This window comes from Nesterenkonia sp. F (assembly GCF_000220985.1).
Classification (GTDB): Bacteria; Actinomycetota; Actinomycetes; order Actinomycetales; family Micrococcaceae; genus Nesterenkonia.
The window spans coordinates 25,563-42,198 of the sequence record NZ_AFRW01000015.1 but is presented as its reverse complement, the minus strand read 5'-3'; the positions used below and the strand labels follow the sequence as shown (position 1 = coordinate 42,198).

At 73.1% G+C, this 16,636-nt stretch carries 12 protein-coding genes and 1 pseudogene; 7 read left to right on the top strand and 6 right to left on the bottom strand.

All coding sequences use genetic code 11. The annotated features are described in order from the left end of the window. The 5 genes and pseudogenes from GU5_RS13430 to GU5_RS15755 all read right to left on the bottom strand — a co-directional run bounded on the left by GU5_RS13430 (position 1) and on the right by GU5_RS15755 (position 6,680). On the bottom strand, positions 1-1,326 hold the full coding sequence (locus GU5_RS13430) for a hypothetical protein (protein ID WP_050806545.1): 1,326 nt from the start codon (positions 1,324-1,326) through the stop codon (positions 1-3). Between the two features lie 16 nt (positions 1,327-1,342). Continuing rightward, positions 1,343-2,218, bottom strand: a complete 876-nt coding sequence (locus GU5_RS0101385) for a hypothetical protein (RefSeq protein ID WP_139084255.1) — start codon at positions 2,216-2,218, stop codon at positions 1,343-1,345. A gap of 401 nt (positions 2,219-2,619) precedes the next feature. Then, the gene (locus GU5_RS0101380) at positions 2,620-3,312 is read right to left on the bottom strand and encodes a GNAT family N-acetyltransferase (protein ID WP_010523791.1); all 693 of its coding nucleotides are present in this window, start codon (positions 3,310-3,312) and stop codon (positions 2,620-2,622) included. Further along, positions 3,309-5,060: a DUF885 domain-containing protein gene (locus GU5_RS0101375; protein WP_010523790.1), complete on the bottom strand. Its 1,752-nt coding sequence runs from the start codon at positions 5,058-5,060 to the stop codon at positions 3,309-3,311. Before GU5_RS0101375 ends, GU5_RS0101380 begins: the two co-directional genes overlap by 4 nt. Continuing rightward, positions 5,057-6,680 (bottom strand): annotated as a pseudogene (locus GU5_RS15755) (NAD(P)H-quinone dehydrogenase). The gene GU5_RS0101375 and the pseudogene GU5_RS15755 overlap by 4 nt, the downstream one beginning before the upstream one ends. Here GU5_RS15755 and GU5_RS0101365 point away from each other — a divergent pair. The 6 genes from GU5_RS0101365 to GU5_RS0101340 all read left to right on the top strand — a co-directional run bounded on the left by GU5_RS0101365 (position 6,667) and on the right by GU5_RS0101340 (position 12,172). Then, positions 6,667-7,557 (top strand): purine-nucleoside phosphorylase, encoded by an 891-nt coding sequence (locus GU5_RS0101365; RefSeq protein WP_010523787.1) that lies wholly within the window; start codon positions 6,667-6,669, stop codon positions 7,555-7,557. The pseudogene GU5_RS15755 and the gene GU5_RS0101365 overlap by 14 nt on opposite strands. A gap of 158 nt (positions 7,558-7,715) precedes the next feature. Beyond that, complete coding sequence (locus tag GU5_RS15750) at positions 7,716-9,503, top strand: phospho-sugar mutase (protein ID WP_010523786.1); 1,788 nt, start codon at positions 7,716-7,718, stop codon at positions 9,501-9,503. A gap of 144 nt (positions 9,504-9,647) precedes the next feature. Further along, positions 9,648-10,385 (top strand): deoxyribose-phosphate aldolase, encoded by a 738-nt coding sequence (gene deoC / locus GU5_RS0101355; protein ID WP_010523785.1) that lies wholly within the window; start codon positions 9,648-9,650, stop codon positions 10,383-10,385. Positions 10,386-10,479: 94 nt separating this feature from the next. Further along, on the top strand, positions 10,480-10,755 hold the full coding sequence (locus tag GU5_RS0101350; protein ID WP_010523784.1) for a hypothetical protein: 276 nt from the start codon (positions 10,480-10,482) through the stop codon (positions 10,753-10,755). Positions 10,756-10,766: 11 nt separating this feature from the next. Continuing rightward, entirely contained in the window at positions 10,767-11,810 is a 1,044-nt protein-coding gene (locus GU5_RS13415) for an acyltransferase (RefSeq protein ID WP_010523783.1), read from the top strand. Positions 11,811-11,905: 95 nt separating this feature from the next. After that, a complete protein-coding gene (locus GU5_RS0101340) occupies positions 11,906-12,172 on the top strand; it encodes a hypothetical protein (RefSeq protein ID WP_010523782.1) in 267 nt (88 codons plus the stop codon). A 6-nt stretch (positions 12,173-12,178) separates the two neighbouring features. Here the strand turns inward: GU5_RS0101340 and mfd are convergent, their stop codons facing one another. Beyond that, positions 12,179-15,799, bottom strand: coding sequence for a transcription-repair coupling factor (mfd, locus tag GU5_RS0101335; RefSeq protein ID WP_029513918.1), 3,621 nt, complete (start codon positions 15,797-15,799; stop codon positions 12,179-12,181). Between the two features lie 307 nt (positions 15,800-16,106). On the opposite strand from mfd, the gene GU5_RS17160 reads away from it, so the two are divergent. After that, on the top strand, positions 16,107-16,610 hold the full coding sequence (locus tag GU5_RS17160) for a DUF2505 domain-containing protein (RefSeq protein ID WP_010523780.1): 504 nt from the start codon (positions 16,107-16,109) through the stop codon (positions 16,608-16,610). Positions 16,611-16,636: the final 26 nt, after the last annotated feature.

Genomic DNA, 16,636 nt, shown 5'->3' with positions numbered 1-16,636 from the left:
TCACCGCGGCAGCAGCTCCGCCGGCCACTCCGGCACAGGGCTGTCAGTGGGGAAGAACCCCAGCAGCGCCTCGGCGCAGGCCAGCCGATGCTCGGCCTGGTGCTGCCAGTCGGACCGGTGGGCGTCCCGCGCACCGGCCACCAGCGAGAGCGCCACCGAGGCCGAGCGCAGCCGCAGCGCCTCCGGATCCACGACCGCGGAGAAGGCCCGGGCGAAGCGGGCCAGTGCGGCGGGGGCGTGGACGTAGCGGACGTCGACGGCCGGCAGCACGGCCACATGCCCGAGGAAGCAGGCCAGATCGTCCACCCGATGGCCGGGCCCCAGGGAGTCGACGTCGAGCAGGCAGGAGACCTCCTGGCCGCGCATCAGCACGTTGGCCTCGTAGAAGTCCCCATGGGTGGGCACCACCGGTCCGCGCTCGGTGTGCGGCAGCCCGTCGAGGATCGTCTGCTCCACCCGACGGATCCGCTCGGTGCGCCGCGGCAGGGCGGAGAGCGCCGCCGAGGCGTAGGCCGGCAGCCGGTCGGTCCACGCGTCGCGGGCGGGCAGCGTCATCACCTCCGCCGGCATCGCCTGCAGCAGCCCGAGGAACCGGGCAGGGTCGAGGGTCTCGCCGCCGTCGGCGAGGATGTGCTCGGCCAGCGGCTCGCCGGCACCGGCCTCCAGGGCGACGACGTCGTCGACCGGCTCGCGCACCGGCACCGGAGCCGGAATGCCGGCGTCGAGCAGCATCCGGTGCCGGGCGTGCAGATCCGCCGCACGGCCGGCGCGCAGCACCTTCAGGTACAGCCGCGAGCCGTCGTCGAAGGCCGCGGCGATGACCGCCCGACGCAGCGGCCGATAGCTGATCGTCTCCAGACCCACCAGACGACGCCCTCGCCCCCAGGTCTCGACCACCGAGACCGGGTCGGTGGCGATGGGCAGCCCGGGCAGCGCCGGGTCCAGCGGATGCTGCCAGATCGCCAGCCGCCCGTGCGGGCTGTGCGAATAGATCACCCCCGGCCCATGCTCGGGCACGGACTCGGTGGTCATGCCGACGTAGAGGTCGTCGACGTGGTCGGAGGTCTCGGTGTAGGCGCCGGCCGGCCAGGACCGGGCCATCACCGGCCGGGCGGTGGAGACCCGGTAGATGCCGGTCACCCCCGCCCCGGGACGATGCTGGATGGATTCCAGATGCACCGAGGTGGCATAGACGCCGGTGTGCTGGATCGCCGCCGCGATGGGCGAATGGGCGTCGTAGGACTCCAGGAACGCGATCTGCCGAGCCTCCTGCTCGGCGCTGCGGCTCTCCGGGGCGGCGCGGGATACGTCCTGGGGCTGCTCCATCGAGTCGCCGGTCTCCTCAGGCCCGCCGCCGCTTGAGCACGGCATCCAGGTCCAGCGACTCCTGGACCGCGACCTGCCGGCGCGGCCGCGGCATCTCGCGGACCTCGTCGGCCGCCTCGGCGTCCTGGGCGTCAGAAACGTCGGAGGCGTCGGAGACCTCCCCGGCGGCCGCCTGCTGCTCGGCGCGGACCTGCGCGGCGGCGTCCTTGAGCTTGACCTCCCCCTCCGGCCGCGGCTCCTCCGGGACCAGCGGCTCCGGCGCCGGACGCTCGGCGGCGCGCGCCTCGAGGTACTTCGGCTTCGGAACCTCGCGCGGCTCCCAGGCGCGGGCCGGCGAGGCCGCATGCGCCGCCGGCGGGACGGGCTGCTCGTGCGGGGCGTCGGCGAAGGTCCGGCCCAGCTCCCTCGGCAGACCGTCGGCGTCGAGCTCCTGCAGCGAGCCGGGCCCGCCGCGGCCGCTCTCGTCGTGGGTCAGCGCGTCGAACGGCGAGGTGCGGGCCTCGGTGGCCGCCCGGTCGGTGGTCGGCACGCTCGGCCGGCGCACGTCGGAGGCCTCGACGTCGGGGTTCATCGCCTCGCGCAGCGCCTCGTCCAGCCGGGCGCGACGCCGGCGACGACGGCGGACCACCGCCATGGTGCGCAGCGTGGCCACGCCCAGCAGCGCGACGCCGCCGGAGACCAGCGGCACCGGTCCCGGCACGACGCCGACGCCCACCAGCAGGCCGGCGGCCAGCGTGGTCAGCAGCGCCAGCGCGACGATCAGCGCGACGGCGGAGCGGCCCCAGTGGACGGTGAACTCGCCGCCGGAGACCGCCCCGCGCGGCGCGGCGGCCGGGGAGGCGGAATCGGCGGCTGCGGCGCTGGCGTCGCCGCGGGATGTCGCGTCAGTCATGGAAGCCCTTCGTCCTGCATGCTCCGCACGACCGGCCGGCGGAGCGGGCCCGGCGCCGGCGGCGTCGCGCCCGCGTCGGGTCCGGCGCACAGTCGGTCGCGCCGTCGGATTCTCGGATGGTCGGTTCGGCATCCGCTGGGCCCTCGTGATCAGCGCCGCCAGGAAGAGCCCGGCGACGACGGCGAAGAGCGCCGAAGAATGGACGGGCAGACTGGGGAGCACGTCGATGATCGCCGTGTCGAGGCGACCGAGGCCCAGCGTCACCGTGCCCCCACCTGCCCTTCTTCGCACACTCCGCGGCGCCGCGGCCGAGGGTGTCGCTGATCATGAAGTTCAGTGCCCCACCCTAGCCGACGATCCTCCCGGATCCGGGGGATCCGCCCCGCGGAGCGTGCGGCGTGTCACGCACCGGTGGGGGTCAGCGGCGAGTCCCGCAGGTACCGGGTGCGCAGCGGCCCGGATCCCGGCACGCGGGGCAGCAGTCCCGAGCCGAGATCCTCGGCGGTGAGCGCGAAGCAGCGGTGGTCGACCCAGGCGCCGTCGATGTGCAGGTAGCGCTCGCGCAGCCCTTCCTCGCGCAGCCCCAGCTTCTCCACCACGCGCAGGCTGGCGACGTTCTCCGGACGGACGGCGATCTCGACCCGGTGCAGCCGGCGCTCCAGGATCAGGTGATCGACGGCGGCGGCGACGGCGACGGTCATCAGCCCGCGGCCGGCATGGTCGCGGTCTATCCAGTAGCCCAGCCCTGCGCTGCGCGCCGAGCCGCCGATGATGGGACCGACGGTCAGCTGCCCGATCAGCGACGGCGCGCCGGCGGCGTCGGCGAACCAGAGGAACCAGGGCAGCTGGGTCCCGGCGCGGGCCTCGCGGGTCAGCCCGCGGACCATGGTGCGGAAGGCCGTCGAGGTCATCCGAGCCCGCGGAGCCTCCGGGACGGTGGCGTCCCAGGGGGCCAGCCAGTCTTCGTTGGCCAGCCGCAGCGCCAGGAAGCGGTGCTCGTCGCGCAGCGCGCAGGGGCGCAGGCTCAGCAGCCCGCCGTCGACCTCCACGGAGAGCTCCACCGGCCAGCCGGACGCTCGACGCCGCAGCCTCATCGCGCTCCCGGGGACGCTCCATCGCGGGGGCCGACGGCCAGGCGCAGCGTATCGAGGCCGACCATGCCGAGCTGCAGCAGCTCGGTGTGGAAGGCCTGCAGGTCGAAGGCCTCGCCCTCGGCCGCGCGGCGCTCGGCGCGCAGCTGCTCGAAGACCCGCTGGCCGACCTTGTAGGAGGGCGCCTGCCCCGGCCAGCCGAGGTAGCGGACGAACTCGAACTCCTGCTGGGCCTCGGAGATCGGCAGGTGCTCGCGCAGGAACTCCCGCCCCTGCTCCGGGGTCCAGACGCCGCCGCCGAAGGCCTCGGGCGCGGCGAAGCCGCAGTGCACGCCGATGTCGAAGACCACGCGGGCGGCGCGCATCCGCTGCATGTCCAGCATGCCGAGCTCATCGCCCGGGTCGGAGAGGAAGCCCAGCTCGTCCATGAGCTGCTCGGCATAGAGCGCCCAGCCCTCGGCGAATCCGGAGACATGGCAGCCGTGCCGCCGCCAGCTGTTCAGCCGGTCCTTCACCAGCGTGGCGGTGCCGATCTGCAGATGATGGCCGGGCACGCCCTCGTGGTAGACCGTGGTGGTCTCCGCCCAGGTGGTGAAGCTGGTGTCCTCCGGCGGCACCGACCACCACATCCGGCCCGGCCGCGAGAAGTCGTCGCTGGGGCCGGTGTAGTAGACCCCGCCGTCCTGGGTCGGGGCGATCCGGCATTCCAGCACGTCCATCGGAGCCGGGATGTCGAAGTGGGTGCCGGACAGCGCGGCGACGGCCTCGTCGGAGAGCCGCTGCATCCAGGTCTGCAGGGCCTCGGTGCCCTCCAGCCGGCGCGCCGGGTCGGCGTCGAGGATCCGCCGGGCTTCGGCGACGTCGGCGCCGGGTCGGATGCGCTCGGCGACCTCCCGCTGGCGGGCGACGATGGATTCGAGCTCCTCCAGGCCCCACCGGTAGGTCTCCTCGAGGTCGAGCTCGGTGCCGGTGAACACCCGCGAGGCCAGTCGGTAGTGCTCGACGCCGACGGCGTCGGTCTGCGGCGCCGTCGGCAGCAGATCCTCGGCCAGCCGGTCGGCGAGCCGCTCATAGCCGGCCGCCGCGGCGGCCGCACCCTCGCGCACCGCCGTCACCTCGGCGTCGTCGAGCCCCGCCTGCCGGGCGGCGTCGACGAACGTGGACAGCGCGCCGTCGGAGGCCGCATAGCTGCGCGACTGCTCGATGACCGCACGGATCTGCCGGGCCGCCGGCACGTGCCCGGCCGCCTGCGAGGCGCGCAGCGACTCCCACCAGCCCTCGAGCGCCCCGGGCAGATTCCGCAGCCGGCCGGCGAGGTGCGCGAAGTCCTCCGCCGTGGACTGCGGCATCAGCTCGGGGACCATCCGCACCTCCTGCGGGACGGAGGCCAGGTTGTTCAGCTCGGTGCGGCCGGTCGCGTGCAGCTCGAGCTCCAGGCCCAGCCGCTCGCGCATCGCGTGGACGGTGACCTCGTCGACGACGTCGGCCGGCTCGAGGTCCTCCAGCCGCGCCAGCGTCTCGCGGTTCAGTGCGGCGACGGCCTCCCGGCCGGCGGGCGAATAGTCGGCGTACTGGGTCTCGACGCCGGAGCGCCCGAGGACCGTCGCCTCGTCCGGGTGCAGCGCCAGCCAGCGCTCGAAGTGTTCCTCGGCGCAGACGTCGACGGCGGTCGGAGTCCGCTCCCCCGCCGAGCGGAGGGACGGCTCCGGCGCCTGATCCTGCCGCTGCCGCGGCGTCGTCGCGCCGCTCACTGGTGGACGTGGAGTCGACGGGCGGCCTCGGAGAGCGAGCCGGTCAGCGACGGATAGACGGTGAAGGTGGAGGCGACGTCGTCGACGTGGATCTTCTGGGTCACCGCCAGCGCGAGCGGGAAGATCAGCTCGGAGGCGCGCGGGGCGACGACGACCGCGCCGATCGTCGTGCCCGAGCCCTTGCGCGCGAAGATCTTGACGAAGCCGTCCTGGATGTTGGTCATCTTCGCCCGCGGATTCGTCGCCAGGTCCAGCTTGACCACGTCGGCCTGGTAGGCGCCGGAGTCGACCTGCGCCTGGCTGACGCCGACGGTGGCGATCTCCGGAGAGGTGAAGACGTTGGAGGCCACATGGTGCAGCTTCAGCGGCTTCACCGCATCGCCCTGCATGTGCGAGACCGCCACGCGGCCCTGCATCGCCGCCACCGAGGCCAGCGGCATCTGGCCGGTGCAGTCGCCGGCGGCGTAGATGTTGGTCGCCGTCGTCCGCGAGACGGTGTCGACCATGATGTGGCCGGAGTCGGCGGTCTGCACCCCGCATTCCTGAAGGCCGATGCCCTCGGTGTTCGGCACGCCGCCGACGGCCATCAGGCAGTGCGAGCCCTCCAGGACCCGTCCGTCGGAGAGCGTCACGGCCACGCCGTCGGCAGTGCGCTCGACCTTCTCCGCGCGGGTCCGCGAGGCGACGTTGACCCCCACCCGGGCGAAGGAGTTCTCCAGCACGCGGGCGGCGTCGGGGTCCTCGCCGGGCAGCACCCGGTCGCGCGAGGAGACCAGGGTGACCTCGGTGCCCAGCCGGCAGTAGGCCGAGGCGAACTCCGCGCCGGTGACGCCGGAGCCGACGACGATCATGTGCTCCGGCGGCTCGGTCAGCGAGTAGGCCTGGGTCCAGTTGAGGATGCGCTCGCCGTCGGGCACCGCCGTGGGCAGCTCGGCGGGGGTGGGCGCCGGTGGCGACGATGACCGCGTCGGCCTCGACCAGCTCGACCGAGCCGTCGGCGCGGGTCGCCTCGATGCTGTGCGGCGGCTTCAGCCTCCCGCGGCCGTCGATGATCGTCACCCCGGCGGCCTCCAGCGACTCCCGGATGTCCTGGGACTGGCTGCGGGCCAGCTCGAGGAGCCGAGAGTTGACGGTGGAGAAGTCGGCCCAGGCGTCGGTGGTGTACGAGTCGCCGTCGTCCTGGCCGAAGCGGACTCCGAACGCGGTGGAGGCGTTGACCCGGCGCATCGCGTCCGCCGTGGCGATGAGCGTCTTCGACGGGACGACGTCGGTGAGCACCGCCGAGCCGCCGACGCCCTTCTCCTCCACGATGGTGACGTCCGCACCGGCGTGGGCGGCGACCAGCGCGGCCTCGTAGCCGCCGGGGCCGCCTCCGAGGATCGCGACGCGTGCAGGGGCGAAAAGGCTGTTCGGAGTCTCAGAAGTCACAGGAGCCATTCTGCCGAGTCGGGCGCGTCTTGTCAGGTCCGCCGCACACGGCGCCGCGCCCCGCCGACCGGCGGCGGGCCGACGACGCCGCCGGTCAGCGCCGGTCGGCGCCGAGCGATCTCCTCCCCCGGCCTGCGGAGGGAGCGTCGGGGGCCGACAGCCGGTAGATTGGTGGGCGATGAGTGAGAACACAGTCCGCACCGACGCCGACGGCGCGCCCGGGACGGCCGCGCCCCAGGACCTGACCCCGACCAACGACCCCACTGCGCCCGCCAACCGGCTGGCCGAAGAGGCCGCCGCCGTGTTGCTGGACCGCGCAGGCGTCGAATCCGTCGACCTGGCCTGCACCCTGGGCTCCGGCTGGGGCGGCGCCGCCGACCAGCTCGGCGAGGTCGTCACCGTCGTCGACGCCGACGAGGTGCCCGGCTTCCACGTCTCCGGCGTCGCCGGCCACTCCGGGCGGCTGACGATCATCCGCACCGAGTCCGGCGCGCATGTGCTCGTCGTCGGCGCCCGCACCCACTACTACGAAGGCCGCGGCGTGGACGCCGTCGCCCACGGCGTGCGCACCGCGGCCGCCGCCGGCGCGCAGACGATGGTGCTGACCAACGGCTGCGGCGGGCTGAACCCCGACTGGGCCCCCGGCACGGCGGTGCTGATCAGCGACCACATCAACCTCACCGGCATCTCCCCGCTGCGCGGAGCGCACTTCGTGGACCTCACCGACCTCTACTCGCCGCGGATGCGCGGCATCGCCCGGGAGATCGACCCCGCTCTGCCCGAGGGCGTCTACGCCCAGATGCCGGGCCCGCACTACGAGACCCCCGCCGAGGTCCGCCACGCCGGCATCATCGGTGCCGACCTGGTGGGCATGTCCACGGCGCTGGAGGCGATCGCCGGCCGGGCGGCGGGCATGGAGGTCTTCGGCATCTCGCTGGTGACCAACCAGGCCGCCGGCATCTCGCCGGAGCCGCTGAGCCACCAGGAGGTCGTCGACGCCGGGCGCGAGGCCGCCCCGCGGATCTCCGACCTGCTGGCCCGGGTGATCGCCCGCTCGCTGCAGGACTGAACGGACCCGACCGCCGCGCCCGGGGCGAGCCCCATCGAGACGCCCGAGACGTCCCGGGACTCGCCCGAGCCCCAGACCACTGACACAGCCGCCGCAGAGGAGATGAGCGACGTGCCGGAGACCGCCTCCGCCGATCAGCTGCTGACCACCGTCCACCGGTGGATCGAGCTGACCCCGACCCGACCACGCGTGAGCAGCTGACCGAGCTGCTGGACCGCGCCGAGTCCGCCGCGGCCGGCGCCGACGACGCCCGGCAGAGCCTCGAGCAGCTCTTCGCCGGGCGGCTGGCCTTCGGCACCGCCGGGCTGCGCGCCGAGCTGGGCCCGGGCCCGCTGCGGATGAACCGCCTGGTCGTCCGGCAGACCGCCGCCGGGCTGCTGCGCCACGCCTCCCGCGAGCTGGCCGCCGCCGGCGGCGACGGCTCCGGCCGGATCGTGATCGGCTACGACGCCCGCCACCAGTCCGACGCGTTCGCCGCCGAGACGGCCCGGCTCTTCGCCGACGCCGGCTGGGACGTCCACCTCTTCGACCGTCCGGGACCCACGCCGCTGCTGGCCCGCCAGGTGCTGGTCCGCTCGGCCGACGTCGGCGTGATGGTCACCGCCAGCCACAACCCGCCGCAGGACAACGGCTACAAGGTCTACCTGGGCGGGGCGCTCTCGCAGCACCTGGAGCCGCACGGCCGCGGGACCGGCGCGCAGATCACCGCGCCGATCGACCAGGCCATCGCCGCGACGATCGACGAGGTCGTCGCCGAGGACTTCGCCGCCGACTCTCCGGCCCCGGAGGTGGCCCCGACCCCGAGTCCGGACTTCCCGGACGCGGCCGAGACGATCGGCGACGAGGCGCGCACCGCCTACCGCGAGCGCGCCCTCGAGCTGCTCGACCCGACCGAGCACCCGCACCGGGACCTGACGGTCATCTACACCGCGATGCACGGCGTCGGCGGCGAGATGGTCACCGACCTGCTCTCCGCGGCCGGTTTCGAACGCGTGATCCCGGTGTCCGCACAGTTCGACCCGGACCCGGACTTCCCCACCGCAGACTTCCCCAATCCCGAGGAGCCCGGCGCGCTGGACCTGGGTCTGCAGGCCGCCGCCGAGCACGACGCCGACCTGCTGCTGGCCAACGACCCCGACGCCGACCGGCTCTCGGCGGCGCTCTTCGACCCGGCGCAGCAGGCCTGGCGCCAGCTCACCGGCGATGAGATGGGCGCGCTGCTGGGCGCGCATCTGCTCGACCGCGGGCCGCTGCGCGCCGCCGGCGACGAGGACGCCGAACCGGTGATGGCCAGCTCGATCGTGTCCTCCCGCCAGCTCTCCGCCCTGTGCCGGGCTCGCGGGGTCGGCCACGAGTCCACGTTGACCGGCTTCAAGTGGCTGGCGCGCGTGGCGGGCATGAGCTTCGGCTACGAGGAGGCCATCGGCTTCAACGTCGACCCGACGAGCGTGAAGGACAAGGACGGCGTCTCCGCCGCGCTGATCTTCGCCGAGCTGGTCGCGACCCTGAAGGCCCAGGGCCGCACCGTCTTCGACGCCCTGGACGCGATCGCCGCCGAGGCCGGGATCTTCGTCACCGGCCAGGTGACCGTCCGGGTCGACGACCTCGCCCAGCTCGGCGAGATCACCGCGGGTCTGCGGGCGACGCCGCCGACGGCGATCGCCGGCTCGCCGGTGGTCGAGTCGCTGGACCTCGCCCGGGAACCGCTGCCGGGTGCGACCTTCGACGAGGCGAAGACCACCGATGCGCTGATCCACCTCACCGAGGCCGGCGACCGCGTCATCGTCCGCCCCTCCGGCACCGAGCCGAAGGTCAAGTGCTACCTGGAGGCCGTCGCCGAATCCCCCGGCGCCGACGCCTCGACCCAGCAGATCGCCGCCGCCCGCGCCCGGGCCGGCGAGCGGCTCGAGGCCCTGCGCGAGGACATGGGCCGGCTGCTGGGCTGACCGTCCCGACCGCGACCGTGCGGCGACGACCGCGCGCCGTCGCCCGTCCCCGCGGCGGGACCACCGCCGCAGACGCTCGCCCGGAGATCCCGGGCCCGATCACCCCGACGCGGATCCCCACCGGGATCCGGAGAGGACATCCCCATGGCCACCGCCTCCGCCACCGCCCCCGACGGCTCCCCCCTCCCCGCCCCGGCCCAGATGGCCGGGCTCATCGACCACACGATGCTCAAGCCCGACGCCGACGAGGCCACTGTGCTGCGCGTGGCCGCCGAGGCCCGGGAGCACGGCTTCGCCTCCGTCTGCGTGAATCCGCGCTGGGTCCGGCAGGTCCACGCCGAGCTGCAGGGGTCCTCGACGGTGACCTGCACCGTCGTCGGCTTCCCGCTGGGCGCGAGCACCACCGCGACCAAGGTCGCCGAGACCGACGACGCGGTCGCCGGCGGGGCCGCAGAGATCGACATGGTCGTCGACATCGCCGCGGCGAACGCCGGCGAGGAGTTCGAGGTCGTCTCGCAGATCCGCGCCGTGGCCACCGCCGCGCACGAGGGCGGGGCCATCCTGAAGGTCATCCTGGAGACCGCCCTGCTCACCGAGGACGCCAAGGAGCTCGTCTGCCGCGCCGCCGCGGAGGCCGGTGCCGACTTCGTCAAGACCTCCACCGGCTTCGCCGGCGGAGGGGCGACGGAGGCCGACATCGCGCTGATGCATCGCATCGTCGGCGGACGGCTGGGCATCAAGGCCTCCGGCGGCGTGCGCACCTACGCGGACGCCGCGGCGATGGTCGCCTCCGGTGCGACCCGGATCGGGGCCAGTTCCTCGCTTGATATCCTGGCAGGCGACGACGCGTCGTCCGCCTCCTCCGCGACCGGCTCCTACTGAGCCGGCGCAGGACCGGCGCCGAGCCGACGACGGCGACAGACGACACCACCCGCACGCAGCACGCACCGCAGCACTCACAAGGGGATCCGACTCCATGATCAGCAACGGCAAGGTCACTTCCTACTCCGGCCAGGGCAACGTCGTCGGGAACGTCGTCGCCTTCATCTTCGTCTTCGGGCTGCTGCTCGGCTCGGTCTACGCCCTGTCGTTCTGGACGCTGGAGGACGCCTGGATCCCGGGCCTGTCCTTCATGCTGCTGTGGACCCTGGCCTTCCTGGTGACCAAGCAGTTCCTCGGCCGCGGCGACACGCTGACCCAGCAGGACATCCACGGCGAGCACGGGGAACCCGTCGAGCCGAAGGCCCACTGAGCCTGGACAGCATGGACCGAGAGCGCGGTGACCGGCGGGGACGTCGTTCACCGCGCTCTTCGCGCATCCAGGAGACCGCGCGGCGCAACGTCGGCATCGACGCGCTGCGCGTGGTCTCGGTCAGCGCCGTCGTCGTCGGCCATGCCACTCCGGGGATGCCCGGCGCCGAGTTCCTGCAGATCTGGCGGATGCCGCTGTTCTTCGTCCTGGCCGGCTTCTTCTTCTCCGACGCCCGCACCCTCGGCGGAGAGGTCCGCACCCGCTGGCGGACGCTGGGCGTACCCTACATCGTCTGGTTCGTCCTGGTCTCGGCGGCTGTGGCCGCGATGGCGGCGACTCCCTGGCCCTTCGACGACGGCGTCGTCGCCCGCGCGCTGATCGGCGGGGCCTTCACCGACATGCCGTATCTGGCGATCTGGTTCATCTCCGTGCTGTTCTTCACCGCGGTGCTGATGCGCGCAGTGGTCGGCCTGCCCTGGTGGGTCGGAGCCGCGATCACGCTGGCCGGACTGGTGCTCGCCGAACTGCCCGACTCCGCGGCGGCCTACACTCCGCTGGGCATCGGGCTGGTGCCGGCCTGCCTGGGCTTCATGCTCGCCGGCTTCTGGTTCCGCCGGATCCGGCATCGGGTGCCGCTGCCGCGGCTGACCGGACCGCTCGCCGTCGCCGTCGGACTGGGAGCCGTCGCCCTGGGGGCCGAGCCGATGAACATGAAGTGGTCGGGCTTCGGCACCTTCCTGCTCTCCCCGGCGCTGGCGGTGCTGATCTCCTGCGGAATGGTGCTGATCTTCGCCCATCCGGTGGACGACCTGCTGAGCCGGTCCCGGCCGGCGGTGACCGTGGTCTCCGAGCTGGTCCGGGTGGCCACGCTGGTCGTCTTCCTGCACCCGGTGATCCTGCATCTCACCCACCAGGCGCTGGGCGTCGAGTCCTCCGGACTGCGGGTGATCCTCGCCCTGCTGGTGTGCTGGGCGCTCGGCGTGCTGGTCAATCGCACGCGGCTGTCGCCCTGCCTGACCGGACTGCCGGCCCGGGGCGCCGCCGCGCGAGCCTGACGCCGTCGGCGGTCAGGATGCCGTCGCCGGGGCGACATGATATGTGACACCATGTCCGACATGGAGATCACTGACATCGATATGCTCCGGGACCGGTGATCGTGAAGGGCGCCCACGACGGCTCGACACGGGGCGAGCGACTGTCGCTCGCCCTCTTCCCCGTGCTGCTGGCCGTGCTCTCCGAGATCCTCGTCCAGCTCACCGGATGGCCGCGTCTGTATGTGCTCGTCACGGTCTTCTGCAGCGGCTATGCGGCGCTGACCGTCGTGCGCTGGTCCCACCGCCGCGAGGCGGTCAGGCGCGGCGCCGCCGCCCTCGCCTCGCCATCGTCGCCGACGCCGGCGGACGCGTCCGGCCACTGATCCGGCTCAGCTCGTCGACGACGCCGCGGGCTCGAAGATCGCGGTGAGCACCTGGTCCAGCCAGGACAGCAGCTCGGCGTCGGCCAGCTCCCGGCCGCTGATCCCGCCCGTGGTCGGCTTCGGGATGAGAACCGCCTTCAGCGAGGACTTGATCTGACTGCCCGGGTACATCCGATCGAGTCGCATCTGCCGCGACTCGGGCAGCTCCTCCACCGGGGCGAAGCGGATGAACTTCCCCTGGGTGCCGATGTCGTCGATGCCGATCGCCCGGGCCCGGTTGCGCAGCCGGGCGACCTCGACCAGGTTCGCCACCGCCTGCGGCGGCTCGCCGTAGCGGTCGCGCCACTCGGTGACGACCTCCTCGATCGCCTCGTCGGTGTCGGCGGCGGCCAGCTTCCGGTATCCCTCCAGCCGCAGCCGCTCGCCGGGGGCGTAGTCCTCGGGCAGATGCGCGTCGACGGGCAGCTCGATCTTGACCTCGGTGGTCCGCTCCTCGGCCTCGCCTCGGTAGTCGGCCACCGCCTCGCCGACCAGCCGCAGATAGAGGTCGAAGCCGACGCCTGCGATGTGACCGGACTGCTCGCCGCCGAGCAGGTTGCCGGCCCCGCGGATCTCGAGGTCCTTCATCGCCAGCTGCAGCCCGGCGCCGAGCTCGTTGTTCGCCGCCACGGCCTTCAGCCGCTCCAGGGCGACCTCGCCCAGCGGCTTCTCCGCCGGGTAGAGGAAGTAGGCGTAGGCGCGCTCCCGCGAGCGCCCGACGCGGCCGCGCAGCTGATGCAGCTGGGAGAGTCCGTAGGTCGAGGCGCGGTCGACGATCAGCGTGTTGGCGTTGGAGATGTCCAGGCCGGTCTCGATGATCGTGGTCGAGACCAGCACGTCGAAGCGCTTCTCCCAGAAGTCCTGGATGATCTGCTCCAGCCGGGACTCGCTCATCTGCCCGTGGGCGACCTCCACGCGCGCCTCGGGCACCAGCTCACGGACCTTCGCGGCGGTCTCCTCGATGGACGAGACCCGGTTGTGCACGAAGAACACCTGGCCCTCGCGCATCAGCTCGCGGCGGATCGCCGCCGAGACCTGTTTGTCGGTGAAGGGCCCGACGTAGGTCAGCACCGGGTGGCGCTCCTCCGGCGGGGTGGCCAGCGTGGAGGTCTCGCGGATGCCGGCCATCGACATCTCCAGGGTCCGCGGGATCGGCGTCGCCGACATCGCCAGCACGTCGACGTTGGTGCGCAGCTTCTTCAGCGCCTCCTTGTGCTCGACGCCGAAGCGCTGCTCCTCGTCGATGATCACCAGCCCGAGGTCCTTGAACTTCACCTCGCTGCTGAGCAGCCGGTGGGTGCCGATGACGACGTCGATCTCGCCGCTGTGCACGCCGTCGAGGACCTCGCGCGACTCCTTGGCCGTCTGGAAGCGCGAGAGTGCGCGCACGGTGACCGGGAAGCCGGCGAAGCGCTCGGTGAAGGTCTCATAGTGCTGGGAGGCCAGCAGCGTGGTGGGCACCAGCAGCGAGACCTGTTTGCCGTCCTGGACGGCCTTGAACGCCGCGCGGACGGCGATCTCGGTCTTGCCGTAGCCGACGTCGCCGGAGATCAGCCGGTCCATCGGGATCTCGCGCTCCATGTCGCGCTTGACGTCGTCGATGGTGGTCAGCTGGTCCGGGGTCTCCGGATGCGGGAAGGCGTCCTCCAGCTCGGCCTGCCAGGGGGTGTCGGGAGCGAAGGCGTGGCCGCGGGAGGCCATGCGGGCGGCGTAGAGCCGGATCAGCTCGCCGGCGATCTCACGGACGGCCTTCCGGGCCTTCTTCTTCGTCTGCGCCCAGTCGCTGCCGCCCATCTTCGACAGGCTCGGCGCATCCCCGCCGACGTACTGGCTGACCTGATCGAGCTGGTCGGTGGGCACCATCAGCCGGTCCTTGGGCCCGCCGCGCTTCGAGGCCGCGTACTCCAGCACCAGATATTCGCGGATGCCGGCGGTGCCGGCCTTGACCGCCTGGGCGGAGCCGACCTTGCGCTGGACGAGCTCGACGAACTGGCCGATGCCGTGCTGCTCGTGGACGACGTAGTCGCCGGGGCTCAGCGCCAGCGGGTCGACGGCGTGCCGCCGGCGCCGCGCCGGCATCCTCCGCCCCTCGCCGGGGCTGGAACGCATCGAGCGGCCCAGCATCTCCGACTCGGTCAGCAGCGCCAGCTGCAGCGAGTCGATCCCGAAGCCCTGCGAGACCTCGGCGGTGGTGACGGTGATCCGTCCCGGCGTCGGCGGCTCGGCGAGCTCCTCGACCCGCTCGACCGGCACCCGGTTCTCGGTGAGCAGCTCGGCCACCCGCTGGGCGGATCCGGCGCCGGCGGTGGTGACGACCACCGACCAGCGGTCGCGGGCGCGCTCGGCGAGGAAGGTCATCACCTCGTCGACGCTGCCCCGGTAGCCGAAGGGCTCGCGGGAGTCGATGGAGGCGATGTCGGCGTCCTGTTCGAGCTCCTCGTCCAGGCCCAGCGAGGTGATCGACCACCAGCCGGCGCCGTGCTCCAGCGAGGCCTCCCGCGTCTCGGCGAGGCTGGCGAAGGAGCCGGCCGCGAGGTCGTCGCGCTCGGCGCTGGTCAGGTCCAGCGGGGCGGAGCCGCCGTCGCTGCTGGCCTGCCAGGCCGCGGCGAGGAACTCCTCGTTGGTGGTGTTCAGGTCGTGGGCGCGGGTGCGGGTCTTCTCCGGCTCGACGACCATCGTCAGCGAGCTCTCCGGCAGCTCGGAGACGAACGGGACCATCTGCTCGACCAGCACCGGAGCCAGCGACTCCATGCCCTCGGCGGCCATGCCCTCGGCGATCTTGGTCAGCAGGTCCTGAGCATGGGGCATCTGCGGCAGCAGCGCCTTCGCCCGGGCGGCGACGTCGTCGGTGATCAGCAGTTCGCGGCAGGGAGCCGCGTCGAGGACGGCGGGCCCCTCGTCGTCGAGGGAGCGCTGGTCGGCCACGGAGAAGTACCGCATCTGCTCGACCTCGTCGCCGAAGAACTCCACGCGCAGCGGATGCGGCTCCGTGGGCGGGAAGACGTCGAGGATGCCGCCGCGGACGGCGAACTCGCCGCGCCGGGTGACCATGTCCACACGGGAGTAGGCGGCGTCTGCCAGCGCGGAGACGATCGCGTCGAAGTCCCGCTCCTCGCCGACGCTCAGCCGCACCGGGGCCAGCTCCCCCAGCCCGGCGACGATCGGCTGGACCACGGCGCGCACCGGGGCGACGACGACGTCGAGCGCGCCGGCCTCCTCCGGGTGGGCCAGCCGGCGCAGCACCGCCAGCCGACGGCCGACGGTGTCCGAGCGCGGCGAGAGCCGCTCATGCGGCAGCGTCTCCCAGGAGGGGAAGTGGGCGACCCGGGTGTCGGGCCGGTAGGCCCGCAGCGAGGAGGCCAGGTCCTCGGCCTCGCGGTCGGTGGCGGTGACGGTGAGCAGCACTCCGGAGTCGGAGGCGGCGCGCAGCTGCTCGGCGACTTCGGCGACCAGCGCCGGGCGCATGCCGGGCGTCGCGGCGATCTGCAGCTCCTCGGTCCGCTCGGGCGCCGGCCTCGACGCCGCCGCGGCGACCCGCGCATAGGAGGAATCCGCCGCCAGGGCAGTACGCAGACCGGACAATGCCATGGAGTTGCTCGCCTCGCTTCGTGACAGGACCGTCGTCGGGGTGCCTTCGCAGGTGCCGTCCGGGCCGGCGGACGGATCCCGCGCCCCGGTCGGGAGGACCTCCACAGGATACTGCCCCGCCGGGCCGCGGGCACATGCGTCCGCTCAGCGGGAACGTCGGACGGAGGCGCGAACGGAACGTCGGCCGGCCGCGCGGCGACGTCCCGGCGCCCACGAATCCTGCTCACGGCGGACCTGCCGAGAGCAGATCGACCGCGCCGCCCCCTATGATGATCGGGATACGTCCCCCAGCGAAGGAGACCCCTCCGTGGCCCTCGAGACCGAGACCGTGATACCCCACGGCGCCGAGCAGATCCTGCAGGCCTACACCTCCCGCGACTTCCACGCGCATCTGGCGGATCGCGTCGGCTCGGAGCTGATCAGCTTCGCCGTCGACGGCGATCCGGCCGGAGCCGTCACCGTCACCTCCGAGCAGCGAATGTCGGTGGACCAGCTGCCGGACATCGCCAAGAAGGTCATCAAGGGTCAGGTCCAGGTCACCGTGACCGAGACCTGGTCCGGTCCGGACGCCGACGGCTCCCGCCGCTCCGACATGGACGTCGCGATCCACTCCGCCCCGGTGAAGGCCACCGCCTCGCAGGTGCTGCACGCGCGCGGCGACTCCGAGACGCTGGCGACGGTGCGCGGCGAGGTGACCACGTCGGTGCCGCTGATCGGCAAGAAGCTGGCCTCAGCGGCCGAGCCCTACATGAAGAAGTTCGTGGCGGTGCAGGCCCGGGAGGTCTCCGCCTGGATCGACCAGCAGGGCTGATCCGCCCCGACACGACGACGCCGGCC

Coding starts and splice junctions, on each gene's coding strand:
- GU5_RS13430 (WP_050806545.1), bottom strand. CDS start 1,326: ATGGAGCAGCCCCAGGACGTATCCCGCGCCGCCCCGGAGAGCCGCAGC.
- GU5_RS0101385 (WP_139084255.1), bottom strand. CDS start 2,218: ATGACTGACGCGACATCCCGCGGCGACGCCAGCGCCGCAGCCGCCGAT.
- GU5_RS0101380 (WP_010523791.1), bottom strand. CDS start 3,312: ATGAGGCTGCGGCGTCGAGCGTCCGGCTGGCCGGTGGAGCTCTCCGTG.
- GU5_RS0101365 (WP_010523787.1), top strand. CDS start 6,667: ATGAGTGAGAACACAGTCCGCACCGACGCCGACGGCGCGCCCGGGACG.
- deoC (WP_010523785.1), top strand. CDS start 9,648: ATGGCCACCGCCTCCGCCACCGCCCCCGACGGCTCCCCCCTCCCCGCC.
- GU5_RS0101350 (WP_010523784.1), top strand. CDS start 10,480: ATGATCAGCAACGGCAAGGTCACTTCCTACTCCGGCCAGGGCAACGTC.
- GU5_RS13415 (WP_010523783.1), top strand. CDS start 10,767: ATGGACCGAGAGCGCGGTGACCGGCGGGGACGTCGTTCACCGCGCTCT.
- mfd (WP_029513918.1), bottom strand. CDS start 15,799: ATGGCATTGTCCGGTCTGCGTACTGCCCTGGCGGCGGATTCCTCCTAT.